The 18,217-nt window shown below is 63.2% G+C and carries 15 protein-coding genes; 10 read left to right on the top strand and 5 right to left on the bottom strand.

The window, feature by feature from the left end; translation table 11 throughout:
* Nucleotides 1-25: 25 nt before the first annotated feature.
* The 4 genes from NKI21_RS28975 to NKI21_RS28960 all read left to right on the top strand — a co-directional run bounded on the left by NKI21_RS28975 (nucleotide 26) and on the right by NKI21_RS28960 (nucleotide 4,112).
* A complete protein-coding gene (locus tag NKI21_RS28975) occupies nucleotides 26-1,213 on the top strand; it encodes an MlaE family ABC transporter permease (protein ID WP_023810578.1) in 1,188 nt (395 codons plus the stop codon).
* Nucleotide 1,214: 1 nt separating this feature from the next.
* A complete protein-coding gene (locus NKI21_RS28970) occupies nucleotides 1,215-2,036 on the top strand; it encodes an ABC transporter ATP-binding protein (RefSeq protein WP_013531884.1) in 822 nt (273 codons plus the stop codon).
* A 14-nt stretch (nucleotides 2,037-2,050) separates the two neighbouring features.
* Complete coding sequence (locus tag NKI21_RS28965) at nucleotides 2,051-3,424, top strand: MlaD family protein (RefSeq protein WP_352440287.1); 1,374 nt, start codon at nucleotides 2,051-2,053, stop codon at nucleotides 3,422-3,424.
* Between the two features lie 79 nt (nucleotides 3,425-3,503).
* Nucleotides 3,504-4,112 carry an ABC-type transport auxiliary lipoprotein family protein gene (locus tag NKI21_RS28960; protein ID WP_502895168.1) on the top strand — a complete coding sequence of 203 codons (609 nt, stop codon included), beginning with the start codon at nucleotides 3,504-3,506 and terminating at the stop codon, nucleotides 4,110-4,112.
* Between the two features lie 51 nt (nucleotides 4,113-4,163).
* Here the strand turns inward: NKI21_RS28960 and NKI21_RS28955 are convergent, their stop codons facing one another.
* On the bottom strand, nucleotides 4,164-4,778 hold the full coding sequence (locus NKI21_RS28955; protein WP_023810581.1) for a 3'-5' exonuclease: 615 nt from the start codon (nucleotides 4,776-4,778) through the stop codon (nucleotides 4,164-4,166).
* Between the two features lie 185 nt (nucleotides 4,779-4,963).
* Nucleotides 4,964-11,275 carry a kinesin gene (locus NKI21_RS28950; protein ID WP_352868639.1) on the bottom strand — a complete coding sequence of 2,104 codons (6,312 nt, stop codon included), beginning with the start codon at nucleotides 11,273-11,275 and terminating at the stop codon, nucleotides 4,964-4,966.
* A gap of 272 nt (nucleotides 11,276-11,547) precedes the next feature.
* Here NKI21_RS28950 and NKI21_RS28945 point away from each other — a divergent pair, with 272 nt between their 5' ends.
* The 3 genes from NKI21_RS28945 (at nucleotide 11,548) to NKI21_RS28935 (ending at nucleotide 13,473) form a co-directional block, all read left to right on the top strand.
* The gene (locus NKI21_RS28945; protein WP_352440291.1) at nucleotides 11,548-11,916 is read left to right on the top strand and encodes an Hpt domain-containing protein; all 369 of its coding nucleotides are present in this window, start codon (nucleotides 11,548-11,550) and stop codon (nucleotides 11,914-11,916) included.
* 111 nt (nucleotides 11,917-12,027) lie between these two features.
* A complete protein-coding gene (locus NKI21_RS28940) occupies nucleotides 12,028-12,348 on the top strand; it encodes a 2Fe-2S iron-sulfur cluster-binding protein (RefSeq protein WP_013531878.1) in 321 nt (106 codons plus the stop codon).
* 96 nt (nucleotides 12,349-12,444) lie between these two features.
* Nucleotides 12,445-13,473, top strand: a complete 1,029-nt coding sequence (locus tag NKI21_RS28935) for an NAD(P)/FAD-dependent oxidoreductase (RefSeq protein ID WP_352868635.1) — start codon at nucleotides 12,445-12,447, stop codon at nucleotides 13,471-13,473.
* 3 nt (nucleotides 13,474-13,476) lie between these two features.
* Here the strand turns inward: NKI21_RS28935 and NKI21_RS28930 are convergent, their stop codons facing one another.
* Nucleotides 13,477-14,958, bottom strand: coding sequence for an MDR family MFS transporter (locus NKI21_RS28930; protein WP_352868632.1), 1,482 nt, complete (start codon nucleotides 14,956-14,958; stop codon nucleotides 13,477-13,479).
* A gap of 204 nt (nucleotides 14,959-15,162) precedes the next feature.
* The gene (locus NKI21_RS28925; protein ID WP_352799277.1) at nucleotides 15,163-15,801 is read right to left on the bottom strand and encodes a DUF922 domain-containing Zn-dependent protease; all 639 of its coding nucleotides are present in this window, start codon (nucleotides 15,799-15,801) and stop codon (nucleotides 15,163-15,165) included.
* 124 nt (nucleotides 15,802-15,925) lie between these two features.
* Between NKI21_RS28925 and folP the strand changes: the two genes are divergently transcribed.
* From folP to folK, 3 genes are read left to right on the top strand one after another with little or no spacing between them, the layout of a single operon-like run.
* A complete protein-coding gene (folP, locus tag NKI21_RS28920) occupies nucleotides 15,926-16,777 on the top strand; it encodes a dihydropteroate synthase (protein ID WP_352440294.1) in 852 nt (283 codons plus the stop codon).
* A 3-nt stretch (nucleotides 16,778-16,780) separates the two neighbouring features.
* Nucleotides 16,781-17,140 (top strand): dihydroneopterin aldolase, encoded by a 360-nt coding sequence (folB, locus tag NKI21_RS28915; protein ID WP_023813034.1) that lies wholly within the window; start codon nucleotides 16,781-16,783, stop codon nucleotides 17,138-17,140.
* Complete coding sequence (gene folK, locus NKI21_RS28910) at nucleotides 17,124-17,636, top strand: 2-amino-4-hydroxy-6-hydroxymethyldihydropteridine diphosphokinase (protein WP_127272685.1); 513 nt, start codon at nucleotides 17,124-17,126, stop codon at nucleotides 17,634-17,636. Before folB ends, folK begins: the two co-directional genes overlap by 17 nt.
* Nucleotides 17,637-17,663: 27 nt before the next feature.
* On the opposite strand, the gene NKI21_RS28905 is transcribed toward folK, so the two are convergent.
* A complete protein-coding gene (locus NKI21_RS28905) occupies nucleotides 17,664-18,209 on the bottom strand; it encodes a DUF924 family protein (protein WP_127295930.1) in 546 nt (181 codons plus the stop codon).
* Between the last annotated feature and the right edge of the window lie 8 nt (nucleotides 18,210-18,217).

Raw genomic sequence — 18,217 nt, 5'->3', positions numbered from 1 at the left:
GACCCGTCAGGCTAAACAGGACGCCATGTTGACCATCGGCAAGCGCGACGCAAGCGGCACGACCGCAGGGGAGGCTGACCACGAACCGCGCGTGGCGATCGGCGAGGAGGATGGCGTTCTTGGCTGCGCTTTCTCCGGAATCTGGACCACAAGGACCGTCGCGCTCATCGACGCCGACATGCGCAAGATCGAAAAGCGAAGCGGCTTCAAAACCTTGGCGCTCGATGTTTCCAAGATCGAGAAGATGGACACCGCCGGCGCCTGGCTGATCGACCGGCTGGTCAGCGCCTTCGAGAAGAAGGGCGTCGAGATCCAGATGCAAGGCCAGAGCGAGATCGCTTCGATCCTGCTCGAAGCTGTCGGCGAGGCCGTGCGGCGCGAACCCGAATCCGGCCCGGCGCGACCGCCCAACATCGTTATTCGCGCGCTGGAGGCGGTTGGCCGCCGGGTCTACGAGATGCGCGACGATTTTCTCGCCTCGATGAACATCCTCGGCGCCACCATCCGTGGCGCGCAGATGAAGCTCGGCCGTGGCCATGCCGTCAACCCGGCGGCGATTTTCAACCAGATCGACCGCATGGGCGTCGGCGCCATTCCGGTGGTGGTGCTGATGTCGGCGATCGTCGGCGCCATCGTTGCCCAGCAAGGCGCCTATCAGCTCAGCTATTTCGGCGCCGATATCTTCGTCGTCGACCTGGTCGGTGTGCTGATCCTGCGCGAACTCGGCGTGCTGATGACGGCAATCATGATCGCCGGCCGCTCCGGCAGCGCGATCACCGCCGAGATCGGCTCGATGAAGATGCGCGAGGAGGTCGACGCGCTGAAAGTCATCGGGCTCAACCCGATCGGCGTCCTGGTCTTTCCGCGGCTCGTGGCGCTGGTCATCGCCTTGCCGTGCCTGACCATCATCGCCAATTTCGCCGCACTCGGCGGCGGCATACTGGCTGCCTGGCTCTATTCCGACATCCCGCCCGCCGCCTTCATCGACCGGCTGCGCGTCGCCATCGATCTCAGCACCATCTTTGCCGGCCTGATCAAGGCGCCGTTCATGGCCATGATCATCGGCACGATTGCCTCGGTCGAAGGCATGAAGGTCGGCGGCAGCGCCGAATCGCTCGGCCAGCATGTTACCGCTTCGGTTGTGAAGTCGATCTTCGTCGTCATCATCCTCGACGGACTTTTCGCCATGTTCTACGCAGCGATCGAGTTCTGAGATGAAGCTGCGAAACAGGAAAAGGGCAGGCGCATTGGCTGATGACGCGGGTGAGGGCGACATCGTGCTATCCGCGCACGACATCAGCGTGTCCTTCGCCGACAAGCTTATCCTCGACAGACTGTCGCTCGACATAAGGCGCGGCGAAATCCTTGGATTTGTCGGCGCCTCGGGTGCCGGTAAATCCGTTCTGCTGCGCACCATTCTCGGCCTGACGCGCAAGCAGTCGGGTACGATCAAGCTGTTCGGCGTCGATATCGAGAAAGCTGATGATGCCGAGCGTCTGCGCATCGACATGCGGCTTGGCGTGCTGTTCCAGCACGGCGCGCTGTTCTCGGCGCTGACAGTGCTGGAAAACGTCCAGGTGCCGATGCGCGAATATCTCGACCTGCCGCGAAAGCTGATGGACGAACTGGCGATGCTCAAGATCGAGCTGGTCGGGCTGCCGCCCGATGCAGCGCAGAAATTCCCGTCCGAACTGTCCGGCGGCATGATCAAGCGCGCCGCGCTGGCCCGGGCGCTCGCGCTCGATCCCGACATCGTCTTCCTCGACGAGCCGACATCGGGCCTCGATCCGATCAGCGCGGCGGAGTTCGACGAACTGGTGGTCAAGCTGCGCGATACTATGGATCTGACCGTCTACATGGTGACGCACGATCTCGACACGCTGTTCACCGCTTGCGACCGGGTGGCCGTGCTCGGCAAGAAGAAAGTGCTGGTCGAAGGCACCATAGACGACATGCTGAAGAGCGAGGAACCGTGGGTAAAGTCCTATTTCCGCGGAAAACGCGCCCGGCAACTTGATCTTGCGGCGCGCGCATAGCCATAAGTGGGACAATGGAAACCAGAGCCAACTACGTCATTGTCGGCATCTTCACGCTGGCCGCGATCCTGGCGGCGTTTGCCTTCGTCTACTGGACGGCGGCCATCGGCGACAAGGGCGAGACGACGTTGCTGCGCGTGCGCATTCCGGGCTCGGCATCCGGGCTTGGCCGCGGCAGTTTCGTGCTGTTCAACGGCGTCAAGGTCGGCGACGTCAAGCGCGTCTATATCGACGTCGACAATCCGACGGTTGCCATCGCCGATACCGAGATCGACCGCATGACGCCGATCACCAAATCGACGCAAGCCGATATCGGGCTTGCCGGCCTGACCGGGCAGGCCAACATCGAGCTCAAGGGCGCCGACCCCAAGGAAGTGAAACTCCTCGACCAAGCGGAAAAGGAAGGCAAGGTCGCCGAGATCGTCGCCAACCCGTCGGCGGTGACCAACCTCTTGCAGACGGCGCAGAATATCTTCACCCGCGCCGACAAGGTGCTGACCGAGCTCGAAGGCTTCACCAGGGACGTTCGCGGGCCGCTGACGCAGACCGTCCAGAATGTCCAGACCTTCTCCGATGCGCTGGCCAAGAATTCGGATGGCATCGACAAGTTCCTGTCCGCCGCCAGCACGCTGGCGGATGAGCTTAAAGGCGTTTCCGGCAAACTCGACGGCACGCTGAAAGCAGCCGAAGGCCTTCTCAACGCCGTCGACAAGGACAAGATCAAGAGCATCGTCGCCAATGTCGACGCGGTAACCGGTAACCTCAAGGAGACGTCGAAGCAGCTCGACGGCGTGATCAAGAACGTCGATACGGCCGTGGGGTCGGTCAACGATTTTACCAAACGGACGCAAGGCACGCTGGCCAAGGTCGACAACGTGCTCGACGGTATCGATCCCGCACAAGTGCGCTCGGCGCTCGCCAACATTCAAAAGGCCAGTGAGAGCGCCGACAAGGCCGCCGCCGACATCGCTGAGGTGACCCACAAGTTCGCCAACCGGGCCGACGACATCGACCAGACGATCAAGGATGCAAAGCAGCTCGCGCAACGGCTCAACGATGCCTCGGTGCGCGTCGATGGCATTCTTGCCAAGGTCGATACCTTGCTCGGGTCGGGCCAGGCCGACGGCGTGATGGCGGATGCCCGGGCGACGCTGAAGTCGTTCAAGCAGGTTGCCGACACGCTGAATGCCCGCCTTGGCGTCATCACCGACAATCTGGCGCGCTTCTCGGGACAGGGGCTTTCGAATGTCGAGGCTTTGGTGCAGGACAGCCGCCGTTCGATCAGCCGCATCGAAGAGGCGGTGACCGATCTCAGCCGCAATCCGCAGCGCATCCTTTCGGGTGGCGACGGCGAGGTTCGGCAATTCGATGGCAGGGCGCGGCGTTGACTTCGGCGACGGCGCGCCCCAGAAACATGAGCCGCGAAAGCGGGTCGATCTTACGATCCGGGGACAACGGGGATCGCGCGTGAAGTCTGTGTGGGTGAAAACGGGCGGGTTGACTTCGGCTGCGGCACTGCTTGCCTTGACGTTGGCCGGCTGCGCGGCGTTGGGCGGCAAGCCCGCGCCGCTCGATACGTTCGAGTTGTCGGCGCCTTCGGTCGACGCGCATGGCCACAGCCGCCGGCAGATCCTGATCGCGCAGCCGTCGGCGCTCAAGGCGCTGGACAGCCAGAACATCGTCATCAAGCCGTCGGATCGCTCGATCCAGTATCTCAAGGGCGCGCAATGGGCCGACCGGCTGCCGCTGATCGTGCAGGCGCGGCTGGCCGAGACGTTCCAGCGCTCGGGCAGCTTTGCCGGCGTCGGCAAGCCGGGCGAGGGCCTGGCGATCGACTATCAGGTGATCGTCGAAATCCGGTCCTTCGAGGTGCGCGTCGAAGGCGGCGAGCATGCCGAGGTCGACCTGTTCGTGCGCATCCTGAACGATCGCAACGGCGAGGTCCGTGCCTCCAAGAGCTTCACCGCAGCCGCACCCGTCTCGGGCAGCGGCAATCCTGCCTATGTCAGCGCGCTCGACAAGGCGTTCGGCGACGCCGCCGGGCAGATCGTGAGCTGGACGGATTCGGTGATCTGAGCGCGGGGGCGCCGGAATCCCACAAAGCTTCATCCCTCCAGGCTTCTCTACCTACAAGCGGTCGAAGATTTTCGGGCGGAGCTTTCCGGTCTTCATCAGGTGCTGCAGGGTATAGGTGACGGACAGCGCGTCATCGAGCGCGTCGTGCCCCTGCAATGGCGGGTGTTCGACGCCGTAGTAATCGGCGAGCTTGTTGCTCGGCGTTCTCGCCAGATCCTCGATCGGCATTCCGGCCGCGATCAGCAGCTTGACGGCATTGTCAAACCGGGTGGCCGGGACCGGAGGCTGAATGCCCGCGACATAGCAACTGATGGCGATCATGTTCAATTCGTCCTTGCCCCAGGACCAGAATCGCGACCCTCCGGAAAAACGATCGACGTCGGCGAGCGCATCTCCTAGCGCCACGCCTTCGGTCTCCAGATCTTCCTCGGTGATGCCGGTCAGTTTGGTGAAGAACGGATCGAGGGCGTATCTCTGACCAAACCGGTCGACCGGTCTGATATAGGCTTTGTGTGTGCCGAGCAGGGGGAAGTCGCCTTCAAGTCCAAGCCTGACCGCACCGATCTGCGCGATCACCGGGTCGGGGTCGTGTGCCGCGCACCAGAATCGGCGTTGCGAGCCCTCCAGGCAAAGAAACTCGCAGTCGAATATGATTGCCGTCTTCACGATCACACCCTTCGAGCGTCAGGCAGCGGGTATTGTCGGTGGACTTCAGTGCGTCGGAAATCCGACTTGGGCAAGTCCCGAACGCGTCGATCGGCTTGCAAACGTGCTGCGGGCAGGTTCGGCGCGTGCCGGAGGTTCAGCGCAGTCACGGGCGGGACCATGGCCCCGCCTGTTCAATTCCTGTCTCAATGCAGGCGGCCGCTCGCATGGGCCAGCATGGTGTAGACCTTGCCGGTGTCCGACGTCAGGTAGGTCTGCGCCATGATGTTGTCACGGTCGTTGCGCGAGACATCCTTGAGCAGCTTCTCGAAATCGTCGCAGTAGCGGTCGACGGCGGCGCGGAACTCGGCCTCGGCCTGATACTTGCGACGAATCTCGTCGAACGTCTGCTGTCCCTTCAGCGTGTAGAGCCGCCGCGTGAACACGTCACGCTCGCCGCGTCGGTAGCGGTTCCACAGCTCGATCGAAGCATCGTGGTCGATGGCACGTGCGATATCGACGGAGAGCGAGTTCAGCGATTCCACGACATGCAGGGGCGAGCGCTGGGCAGGGGTAGCGCGCTGCGCTTCCACGGGGGCCGTAGGGCCTGCCGACCTGAGGTCCTCATCGTTCGATGCCGCGGTAAGCAGATCGCGCACCCATCCGCCCTGAGGCGTGCGGGCGCTGGCATCGCCGCGCGGACGCGGTGCCGCCTCGCCAGGACGCTCAAGGTCGAGCGTGCCTCGCAATGCAGGGCCGCCCAAGGGCGCCTGAGGCGTGCGCAGGTCCGGCTGCGGTGCCGGTGCGCGGCGCGGCGGCTCGGCAGCGCGTGCGGCCGGCGCTTGCGGCGCCGGGCGCAGGTTGCGTGGTTCTGATCCGTCACCGCCGCCGCGGCCGGACTTGGCCACGATGTCCGAAAGCTCCTTGAGGGCGTTGATCTGCTCGGAAACGGCGCGGCGGATGGCCGAGGTCGATTCCTTTGCCTCTTCCGGCATTTCGATGACGCCCTTCTTGAGCTCGGCCCGGGTCAGGTCGAGTTCGCTCTTGATCGAGCCCGCGGTGCGCCGCATCTCTTCGGTCGCATCGGCAAAGCGCTTGGTTGCCGAATCGACGACGTCGGTGATGGCATTGCGGATCTTGTCGGCCGACTCCATCGTCTTGCCTTCGGCGTTCTGCAGCGTCTGGCCGACGAGATTTTCGAACGAGCGCATGACCCTTTCGAGATCTTCCGACTTCTTGACCAGGCCGACGGCGAGGTCTTCGAGCGACGATTGCCTCTCGAGCGTGTGTTCGAGATTGCTCTGGGCCGAGCTCAGCAGGTCCGAAGCGCTGGACAGCAGGCGGCTGTGTTCGTCGAACTTGGTGGCGATCGACGCCACCTCGCGCAAGGTGGACGACGACAGTTCCGTCAGCCTTGTCGTGTTCGAATCGACCAGTCGCGCCGAGCTGGCGAAGGTCTGCGCGGCTTTCTCGGTGGTGGCGGCGAAGCTTTGCGTGCTGCCGCTCAGGCGTTCATCGACCTGGCCGAGATTGACCGCGGCCTGCTCGATCAGCTGGCCGAGCTGCGAACTAGACTTGGTCATCCGGCCGATGAGATCGGCGACGCTGTCGGACAGCGACGAGCGGGCGCCCTCGACCGCCGACAAGGTTTCGGCGGTGCGGTTCGCGAGTGCGTCGACAAGCGCGGCATTCTCGCTGCGCAGCTTCTCGGTGGCGCGTTCGGTGACCTCTTCCATGCTCTTTTGCAGGTCCGAGCCGCCCTGGGCGAAACGCTCGACCAAGGGCCGTGCGGTTTCGTCGAGGATCTTCGACATTTCGGCCGAACGTGCGGCGAGCATGGTGTTGAGTTCGCGGGTGTTGGCGCCGATCGTCTTGGCGGCATCGTTGGTGCTCTGGCCGATATGCTGGCCGACCGCGGTGAAGGTCTCGGCGATCACATTGGCGCGCGAGACGAGTTGCGCCTCGGCATTCGACACCTGCTCGTTGAGCTTCTGGCCCATCGTCTCGGCTGTGAAGGCGAGGCGGTTCTCGACGCCTGAGACCTGCTCTTCGACACGGGCGGCCGCGGCCGCGGCGCTCGAGGCGAGCCGCTCGTCGGCGCCGGCAAGCGCCTGCTCGATTTCGCGGGCGTGCACGGCCATGTCCTGGCCGGTCCGCCTGGCGCGTTCGGCGACCCTTTGCTCGGTATCGGCAAAGGCACCGACGATGGTCTCGGCATGCTCGCCGATCGTGGTGGTGCTGCTGGCGATGCGCGACACCAGGCGCTGATCCGCGTCGTCGAAGATACGGCCGATTTCCGAAGCACGGCTCGACAGCGCTTCCGAACCTTCGGCGATGCGCGAGACGAGCTGCTGGTCGGCGGCATCGAAGATGCGGCCAAGGTCCGATGCGCGTGCGGCAAGCGCTTCGGCCGATTCGCCGATGCGCATGCCGAGCCGCTGGTCGGCGCCTTCGAAGTTGCGCAGGATGTCGCCGGCGCGCGCGGCCAGCGACTGGGCCGTTTCGATGGCGCGGGCGACCAGCTTCTGGTCGGCGGCATCGAACGTGCCTGCAATCTCGCTTGCACGAGCTGCCAGATGATCGGCGGTGTCCTGAGCCCGGGCGGTCAGCTGATCGGCGGTTTCCTGGGCGCGGGCGGCGAGCTTCTGGTCCGCCGCTTCGAAGGTGCCGGCGATCTCGCTTGCGCGAGCAGCCAGTTGATCGGCGGTTTCATGGGCGCGGGCCAGCAGCGAGCTGGACGTGTCGTCCGCACGGGCAAGCAAGGCGCTCGACGTATCTTCCGCACGGGCGTGCAGGCGACGGTCTGCATCCTCGAAGGTGCGGGCGATGTCTTCGGCCCGCGCCAGCAGGGCGGCGGAGGTCTGCTCGGCGCGCTCGGCGATCTTGCGGTCGGCGTCGCTGAACGCGGCGCCGGCCTGCTCGTGCAGGGTGCTGGTGACTTCCAGCACCTTCTCGCGCAGGGCGCCGGCGACAAATACGGCGCTCTTCTCGAGCACGGCGCGGACGTTGTCGACGCCTGTCGAGAGCGCACGCTCCATGGTGCCGGCGCGCTCCTCGATGATGCCCGTCTGGCGGCTGAACGCCTGCTCGATCTTTTCGACATCCGCCGCGATCGCGTCGGAAATGCCGATGCTTCTGGCGGCGATCTGGTCGATGTGACCCGACAGCGACCGGTCGACGTCCTTGCGGGCCTCGGCCAACTTGCCCAGATCGTCTTCCAGTGCGCGGGCCAGCATATTACGGCCCTCGGACAGCTTGCCGACATGTTCGGCGATGACGTCGTCGATATCGCCACGGCTTTCGGTCAGCTTCTGCAGGTCAGCTTCGAGGGCGCGTTTGAGAATGTCGCGGCCCTCGGCCAGTTTCTCGACCTGGCCGGCGACCAGACCGTCGATGCTGGAGCGGCTTTCGGCCAGCTTGGCGAGATCGGCTTCCAGCGCGCGCTTGAGAACATCGCGGCCTTCGGCGAGCTTCTCGACCTGGCCGGCGACCAGGCCATCGATGCTGGAGCGGCTCTCGGCCAGCTTGGCGAGATCGTCCTCGAGCGCCTTCGACAGGGTCGAGCGTTCCTGGACAAGCCTTTCCGCGTGGCTGTTGACGAGGCCGCCGACATTTTCGAGGTCGGCTTCAAGCGCTTTCGACAGCGTTGAACGATCCTGGACGAGCCTTTCGGAATGGCTGTTGACCAAGCCGTTGACGCTTTCGAGATCAGCCTCGAGCGACCGGGCGAACTGTGCCCGGTCATCGACCAGCTTCTGCGACTGATCGGCAATGGTTCCCTTGATCGCATTGAGGTCGGATTCCAGAGCGCGCCGCAGGATGTCGCGACCCTCGGAAAGCTTCTCGACCTGACCGGCGACGAGCCCGTCGATGCTGGAGCGGCTGTCGGCCAGCTTGGCGAGGTCGTCCTCAAGTGCCCTGGACAGGGCGGAGCGGTCTTGGACAAGCTTGTTCATGTGATCGGCGATGACGCTGTTCACATTCTGCAGGTCGGTTTCCAGCACCCGCGAAAGCTGCCCGCGATCCTCGGCCAGCTTTTCCGACTGGCTTGAGATGACGCCCTTGATCGTGTTCAGGTCGGATTCCAGCGCGCGCTTGAGAATGTCGCGGCCTTCGGCCAGCTTCTCGACCTGACCGGCGACCAGACCGTCGATGCTCGAACGGCTTTCGGCCAGCTTGGCAAGGTCGGCTTCAAGGGTCTGCGACAGCAGGCTGCGGTCTTCGGCGAGGCGTCCTGAATGCCCTTCGATCAGGCCGCGTATGCCGGACAGATCATTGTCGAGCGAATGGGAAAGCTGTGTGCGGTCCTCTGCCAGTTTGGCGGAATGGGTTTCGATGAGGCTCTTGATGCCGACGATGTCGTTTTCCAACGCCTTGGCGAGCACGGCGCGGCCTTCGGCGATCTTTTCCACCTGACCGGCGACCAGACCGTCGATGTCGGCGCGGCTGTCGGACAGTTTGCCGAGATCGGCTTCCAAAGCGCGCGACAGGATGTTGCGGCCCTCGGCGAGTTTTCCGACATGACCTGCGACCATTTCATCAATGATCGTACGAGCTTGCACCAGTTTTCCGGAGTCTTCGTTCAAGGCAGTGGAGAGCCTGTTGCGGCCTTCTTCCAGCCTTTCGAGATGGCTGCCGAGCGATGCATCGATGGCCGCCCGCGATTCATTGACCTTGCGCAGATCCTCTTCAAGAGCGCGCGAGATCAGGCTGCGGCCTTCGGCCAGCTTCTGTACCTGGTTGGTCACCGCCGCATCGATGCCGGCGCGGCCCTCGGCGAACTTCGCCAGGTCGGCCTCCATGGCCGTGGCCATGCGTTCGCGGCTTTCTGACAGTTTCCTGCTGTGGTTCTCGACGGCTTCCTCGATGCCGACGCGGGCGTCGGCGAGCCGCTGGATGTCACTGTCGAACGAACGCGACACGACGTGGCGGGCGGCTTCCATGCGCCCGGCGAAGTCGCTGGCGCGGGCTTCGAGCATAGAGGAGGTCGAAGTGACGATGTCGGCCATGTCGGCGCCGATCTGGGTCTTGCCCTGATCGATCATCGCCGACAACGTATCCTTGCTCTCGGCAAAGGTGTGGGCGATTTCGCGGGCGCGCTCGACCAGCGTTTCGTTGATCTGGCGGGCGCGGGCCTCGAGTGCCGCATTGAGCTTCTGCGTTCCGGTGTCGAGCGCCTCGGCGCGGGTCTGGAACTCGCTGATCAGTGCCTGGCCGCGTTCGGCGAGCGTCCGCTCGATGCCGTTGAGGCTGGCCTCGAATTCGGAATTGAGGGTGCGCGCGGCGCCGCCGAGCAGCGACACCATGCCGGTGGTGCGATCGTCGAGCAGATCGGTCAACGACCGCGTCAGGCCGTCCGTGGTGTCCGTCAGCTTGGCAATGCGGGTGTCGAGAAGGCTGGCGAAGGCCTCGCCCGAGGTCGACAGCCGATCGGTGATCGAATCGAGCCGGCCTTCGACCGAATCGAAGATCGACATCGAGCTTTCGTTGATGCGATCGATCAGCGTGTCGCCGGAATTGGTGATCGTCATCGACAATTTGGTCGATGCATTCAGGATCGAGTCGCGGATGATATCGGAGGCGGCGCCGATCTCGTCCTTCAGCGTCTCATGCGCGCCGGTGATCGAGGCGCGGACACGCTCGGCATGGGTGACGACGGCTTCGCGCTCGCTGCCGAGCCCGTCGACCAGCGAACGGATGCGGGATTCATTCTCGGAATAGGAGCGTTCGATCTGGTTGACTTCGCTGTGGACAAGCGTTTCCAGTTCGACGGCGCGGGCAAGTGTGCGTTCGATGCCTTCGCCCATGGCCGCGACTTCGCGACGAACGGCCTGGCCGATCATCATGACGCGATCCTGGGCAAGGTTTTCCGGCTCGGTCAGGCGGAAGGCCACTTCGGTCATGGACTGTGCGGCGATGCGCATTTCCTGGGCGCGGCGAATCATGGCGGCGAAGGCCCAGAACAGGATGACGGGCACGATGGCCGCAACAGCGAGGCCGATCAGTTCCGGACGGGCAAGGAACTGGTCGAGCGTACGGATTCTCCAGATGCTCGGTCCGAAAAGCAGATTGGCCAAACCGCCGGCGCCGGCGAACCAGGCGAGCGAAACGAAGGCGACGACCCAGTAAATGGTGTTCGAGGCACGCCTGTTGAGGCTGTGCAGAAGCGTCTTGTAGTCCTTCTGGCGATCGTCATTGGCCGGCGCGAAACCCGCGGGCTGGGCGCCATTGCGCGGTTCCACGGGGCGCAATTCGGCAGGCTTGGCCTTGGGCGCGGGTTTCGCGGCGTGGTTCTGATTGACCACAGGCTCCGGGTTTTGTTCCGGCTTATGATTGCGTCCCTCGCGCGCCAGCTCGTCGGCCGCCTGGGATATCTGAGCTTCCAGATCCTCCATCGAAGCCGCGATGTCGAGGTCGCCGCTGCCGATCTCGTTGCTGAGGTCGAGATCGAGCGCCTTTTCCAGTTCCCTGGCCACGTCGCTGTCGAGAGTTCTCGTCGTCGTTGGTTTCTTTGCCATGCCTTCGCTACCCTGTACTAGCTGCCGCGGGCTTATAATTCTGTTTGTCTTGCCCCGCGCAGGAGGCTGAAAATGGACCCCTCGTATCGTAATGACACAGGGGGGTAAAGAAAACATGCATTCCGCGGGATACGTAAAACTTTAAATATAAGGTTAACGGAACTGTGATTTGGGCGCCGCTTTGGCAACATTTTTCCCGGCCATTCATTAACCCGTTGTCCATTGGATTCGCCTAGGTTTTTGGGCGAATCGAAGAAACGGAGTTCGAGTTCATGCGTGGCGAAAGCGGCATTGCCTTCTCAATGCCCGGGGGCGACGTATCCGGACCAAGGCGGTCACGGCCGGTCGATTTGGCACACCTTGCCCGCCAGACGATGGGCGACCGCAGCCTTGAGCAAGAGGTGCTGGCGCTGTTTGTACAGCAGGCGGTGTCCGTGCGCGACAGAATAGTCGACGCCGACATCAAGGACCGGCTTCTGCTCGCCCATGGATTAAAGGGTTCGGCACGGGGCGTCGGCGCCTTTGCCATTGCCGATTGCGCCACCGAGATCGAGCACCGGCCGGAAGACGGCCAGACGCTCAAGCGGCTTGGCACGCTGATCGACGAAGTGCGCGATTTCATCGCCGCCATCAACCGCTGAATCCGCGCCGAACCCGATTTGCGGAAAAACGTCATCGGGCGGCGCTTTCATGCGGCAGTTGACTTGTCAGCCGGAGTGATTATCTCGGCTGGAACTCCCTTCAGGTGACAAATGACCAAGCTGACTTTCATTGCCCATGACGGCACGCATTTCGACATGGACGCCGAGAACGGCTCTACGGTCATGGAGAACGCGATCCGCAACGCCGTGCCCGGGATCGAAGCCGAATGCGGCGGTGCCTGCGCCTGTGCCACCTGTCACGTCTATGTCGACGAAGCCTGGACGGCTGAAGTCGGCGAGCCGGAAGCGATGGAAGAGGACATGCTGGACTTCGCCTACGACGTCCAGCCCAACTCGCGCCTGTCATGCCAGATCAAGGTCCGCGATGCGCTTGACGGCCTGGTTGTCCGCGTGCCCGCCCGCCAGGGATAAGCGCAGGATCTTTGCCAACTGATTTTTCCCGCTGCGGCTTGGCAGCGGAGCATTGGTCATGCAGTGTCCTGCTCTCTTCGCAGCGAGGCACATCGCATGACCGAGACCACCAAGACAGACGTGCTTATTGTCGGGGCAGGGCCGGTCGGCCTGTTTGCCGTGTTCGAGCTCGGCCTGTTCGACATGAAGTGCCACCTGATCGACATTCTGGATCGGCCGGGCGGCCAGTGCGCGGAGCTCTATCCGGAAAAGCCGATCTACGACATTCCAGGCTGGCCTTCGATCTCGGCGCAGGGGCTGGTCGACAAATTGCTCGAGCAGATCGCGCCGTTCAAGCCTGATTTCAGCTACAACCGAATGGTTTCCAGCCTGGCAAAACTGGAGGACGGCAGTTTTCGCGTCACCACCGACGAAAATGAGGTGTTCGAGGCCAAGGTGGTGGTGATTGCCGCCGGCGGCGGCTCCTTCCAGCCCAAGCGTCCGCCGATCCCCGGCATAGAGCCCTATGAAGGCAAGAGTGTCTTCTATTCGGTGCGCCGGATGGAGGATTTTCGCGGCCATGACCTCGTCATTGTCGGCGGCGGTGACTCGGCACTCGACTGGACGCTGAACCTGCAGCCGGTGGCAAAGAGCGTGACGCTGGTGCACCGGCGGCCCGAGTTCCGTGCCGCCCCCGACAGCGTCAACAAGATGTATGCCATGCAGGAAATGAGGCAGCTGGAATTCCAGGTCGGGCAGGTGACCGGATTGACCGGTGCCGACGGCCAACTGTCATCGGCCACCATCAAGGGACCGGACGGCGATGTCGAGGTGCCTTGCACGCGCATGCTGCCGTTCTTCGGCCTGACCATGAAGCTCGGACCGATCGCGGAATGGGGTCTCAACTTTCACGAGAACCTTATTCCGGTCGATACCGAGAAGTTCCAGACATCGGTGCCTGGTATCTTCGCGGTCGGCGACATCAACTGGTATCCGGGCAAGCTGAAGCTGATCCTGTCGGGCTTCCACGAAGTGGCGCTGATGGCGCAGGCCGCCAAGCGCATCATCAGCCCCGGCGAGCGCATCGTTTTCCAGTACACGACCTCCTCGACCAGCCTGCAGAAGAAGCTCGGCGTCTCCGGCTGAAGCTTACTCGGCGAGGATGGGCGTCGCATTGTCGGCGTAACCGCGAAGCTCCTTTTCGGGCATCAGCGTCAGCGTGATCAGCCCCAGCAGCAATGTAGCGGCGGCGACGGCAAAGATCATCACGAACGGCTCGACCGTCGCGCTATGGCCCACGATCCGCACGCCTTCACCGGCAAGCGGCAGGCCGTAGCCCAGAGCGACCGCGCCGAGCATCGCGACACCAAGCGCACTGCCAAGCGAACGCAGGAATGTCAGCACGCCCGTCGCGACGCCGAGATGCACGCGATCGACGGCGTTCTGGACCGACACGGTGGTGACCGGAAACGTCGTTCCGGTTCCAAACCCGATGCAGATCGTCAAGACCTCTACCTCCAGCAGCGTTGCATATCCTGCGACGACGGCCAGCAGGCAGAGGCACAGCATGCTGAAGACGACGCCCACCATTGCAATGCGCTTGTAGTGGGTGAAATGCGGTATCATGCGCCCGCTGAATGCCGCGCCGCCGACGGTCCCCAGCAGAAGCCCAAGCATCGCGATGCCCGACTCTGCTGCCGACAGGCCGAGCACCGCCTGAAGATAGACGGGCAGGTACACAGCCATGCCGACGCTTGCGGCCTGAAGCAGGAACATCGAAAGCGTGCCTGCCAGAACGATTGGATTGCCAAGCACTTCAAGCGAGATGAGCGGCTCGGCGGCTCGCATAAGCCGCAAGGCAAAAGCGCCCCAGAAAAACGCCGAACCGCAGAGAACGCCGATGACTTCAAGCGAAATCCAGGGATAGGCGCTGCCGCCCCAGTTCAATGCGAGCAGCAGCAGCGCCGTGGCAATGATCAGAAGCAACGCGCCCAGGGCGTCGATACGATGGCGCTTTGCGGCAACGGGCAGTTTCTTGAGCGGCTTGTTGATGATCGCCATCGCAAGAACACCAAGCGGAATGTTGATCCAGAAGATCAGTGACCAGTGCAGGTGCTCGGCGAAAGTGCCGCCGAGCAACGGACCGGCAACGCTGGCGACGGCCCATGTGCCGGAGAACCAGGCGGCATAGCGTGCCCGCTCGCGCGGCGGAACGAGATCGCCGACGACGGTCTGCGTCAAAGCGAACAAGCCGCCGCCGCCGGCGCCCTGGATCGCCCGCCCGACAACCAGCACAAACATGTTGGGAGCCATCGCACTGACCAGCGATCCCGCCAAAAAGATCAGGATCGCGGCATAGACGGTTGGCCGGCGTCCGTAGACATCGGAAATCTTGCCGTAGAGCGGGGCCACGGCGGTAGCGGTCAGGAGATAACCGGTGACGATCCATGGCAGATAGTGTGCGTTTCCGAGCGCATGCCCGATGGTCGGCATGGCCGGCGCGACAATGGTCTGATCGAGTGCCGCCAACAGCATCGACAACAGCACGCCGCCGATAATGGCGTTCTTTTCGCTCTCTGTTATCGGCGTGCCGGTTTCCGCCATCGTTTTGTTATCGACAGCCTGGTCCATGATCGTTCATCCATAAGCTTGCGATTTGACCGGCGCTGTTCAGCCGTTCCGGTTTCTCGACCGTTCGGATCGCATTGGTGTTTTATGCTCGCGTCTGGCGAGCCTGATATATGTCGTCCCATATAGGCCGGTTTCGACAGCGGCTCGAAAGTTTTTCGAATCTGGCACTACGCTTCGGCGAATTTGGCTTCAGTTCGGGTGCGTTCAGGCCGGCGGCAGTCGGCCGTTGCCGATGCGCTCCATGCGGTAGCGCAGCAGCCGCAGGATGCGGCTTTCGAAATTGACGCTTTCGACGCGGTCGAACTGAAGCTGGGCGCGGTCGTGCCTGGCCAGGACAGCCGCGGTGATCGCGGCCGCCTTGGCCTTGGCGGCGTCGCAGTTCTTTTGCGGGTAGGTGGCCTTCAAGGCCTCTTCGAGTTCGCCGCCATGGTTCTTGGCGATTTCGACATGGCGCTCCTCATGGCGCTTGATGTCGGCGGACAGCGTATCCCAGAACAGCCTGACATCGGCATCGGCCTTGCGCGGGCGGCGCCACTCGGGAAGGATCACCTTCACCTTGACGGTCACCACCGCGTCGGCGATTCGGCAGGAACTCGGTGTCTGCGCATAGCTGATACGGGTGGTGAAGGCCATTTGCGTGGCGCCCGGGTGCCGGGTGCCGGTGCTTTTCACCTCCGGCCCGCGTTTGGAGAGTTGTGCCTCGATGTCGTCGAGCGTGCTGCCGCCGATGGCGAAATAGCTGTACGTCTTGACGAGATTGGCGGCAGCCGCCGGAAGCGGGGTCATGGCGAGCAGCAGCGCGCAAGCCAAGGATTGTTTCACGCACAGGGACGGTTTTTTCATGCCAAGCATGGATCGTTTCATCATGTTGCCTCTTCGACCACCTTGCTTTACGGCCGTTGCCGGCGCAATGAAATTGATCCGCCAGGGATCACACATGATTGATGAACTCCATGGTCGATGAGCAATGACGGCCAGGCGATGGCAGTTGGCGCATGGACGCCACCTCGACCTTGGCGGCAAGGCCGTGGTCGTCGGCATCCTCAATGTCACGCCCGATAGCTTTTCCGACGGCGGCCAGTTCGACGCCCCTGAAAAGGCGCTGGCCCAGGCGCGCCGCATGATCGGGGAAGGCGCATTGGTTGTCGATGTCGGCGGAGAATCGACGCGCCCAGGTGCCGCCGCGGTATCGGCCAGCCAGGAACAGGACCGCATCCTGCCTGTGATCGAAGCGCTGGGGGGCGTGAGCGAGGTGCTGATTTCGGTCGACACCTATCGCGCCGACACGGCGCGGCTGGCGGTTGCCGCCGGCGCGCATATCGTCAACGATGTCTGGGGTTTGCAGCGCGAGCCCGATATTGCGCGTGTCGCCGCCGACACCGGCGCCGGGCTTGTCATCATGCATACCGGGCGGGATCGCCAGAAACTGCCGGATGTGATTGCCGATCAATTGACGTTCCTGCGAAGGTCGCTGGAAATCGTCCGCCAGAACGGCATCGCCGACGATCGTATCGTGCTCGATCCCGGTTTCGGATTCGCCAAGGAGACGGCGGAGGAAAATCTCGACCTGATGGCACGCTTTTCGGAATTGCATGCACTTGGCTTGCCGCTGATGGCCGGTACGTCGCGAAAGCGCTTCATCGGCACGGTCACCGGCCGTGATGCCGCCGACAGAGCGGTCGGAACAGCGGCGACCAGCGTCATCTTGAGGCTCCAGGGCGCCGATCTGTTTCGCGTCCACGATGTCGCATTCAACGTGGACGCTTTGGCGCTCGCGGATGCTATGCTGGCGCGTCAGACGGACCGGGCGAGAAACTGAGCGATGTATGTCATCCGCATGAAGAACTGCGCTTTCTTTGCCCGGCACGGCGTGCTGGACGAGGAGGAAAGGCTCGGCCAGCGCTTCTATGTCGATGCCGTTCTCACCGTCGATCCAGGCCGGGCGCTTGCCGAGGATTCCATCGAGGATACGGTCCATTACGGCATTGCATTCACCGTCATTGAAAAGATCATCACCGGGCAGCGCCGTTTTCTGATCGAGTCGCTGGCGCTCGAAGTGGCCCGTGCGCTGACGGCGCGTTTTCCGCAGATAAAGAAAGCCGAGATCACGGTGCGCAAGCCGAACGCACCGGTGCCCGGCGTGCTCGATTATGTCGAGGTGACCGTTGTCTGGCCCGAATAGTACCGTTTATCTCAGCCTTGGCGGCAATCTTGGAGATCCGGCGAAATCCATGGGCGCGGCGCTGCGCATGCTGGATGCCGACGCGGATACGCGCGTCACCGGCGTCTCCTCGCTTTATCGCACGCCGCCCTGGGGCAAGCTCGATCAGCCGGATTTTCTCAATGCGGCCGCCGAGATTTCCACTGTGCTTGCACCGCGTGCCTTGCTCGACCTCTGCCTCGATGCGGAGCGCAAGCTGAAGCGGGTCCGGGAGGAGCGCTGGGGGCCGCGGCTGATCGATATCGACATTCTGGTGTTCGGCGACCGCGTCATCCACGAGACCGGGCTGGAGGTGCCGCATCCGCGCATGCTGGAGCGCGCCTTCGTGCTGGCGCCGCTGGCCGAGATCGCACCCGGCCTGGTTGTCAGCGGCCGCAGCATCACCGACCGGCTGGTCGCCGTCGATACCTCAGGCATCGAGCGATTGTCGTCCGGCCGGGATTGGTGGCTGGCCTGAGGTCCGGACCAGGCAGTAGCCGGATCTTCAGCCAGAGAAGCCGCCACCATCCAGGAACGCCTGCTCCTGCACCGTGGTTTCGCGGCCAAGCATCCTGTTTCGATGCGGAAAACGGCCGAAATGCTGAATGATATCGCGGTGTTCGACAGCGTATTTCAGGTAGGGCTCGGCCCTGGCCTGCGTCAGCTCGACCGAAATGTCCTGGTCGGCCAGCAGTTCCGAATGCTCGTACGGCAGGTAGAGGAAAACGCGGAGTTCTTCCTCGAGTGCCAGGTCATGGCCGGCCGCGACCGCCCTCTCCGCGAAATATCTGGCGAGCGGATCGGTCGCGTACATATGGCCGGTGCCGCGAAAACAGTTCCGCGGAAACTGATCGAGCAGGATCATCAGCGCCAGCGCGCCTTCGGCATGTTCCAGCCAGTCGTCGCATTCACGCCGAGCGGCGGCATAGTGCAGGCCGAGAAAGCGGTCGCGGAACTCGGCATCGAATGCTTCGTTCTTCTCGAACCAGGCATCCTCGCCGGCATCGCGCCAGAATTTGGTGACCGATAGGGCCCGGCTGTCCAATTCCATGCATAGTT

Source organism: Mesorhizobium sp. M0715, assembly GCF_040320355.1.
Taxonomy (GTDB): domain Bacteria; phylum Pseudomonadota; class Alphaproteobacteria; order Rhizobiales; family Rhizobiaceae; genus Mesorhizobium.
This window is presented reverse-complemented; position numbering and strand designations above follow the sequence as displayed.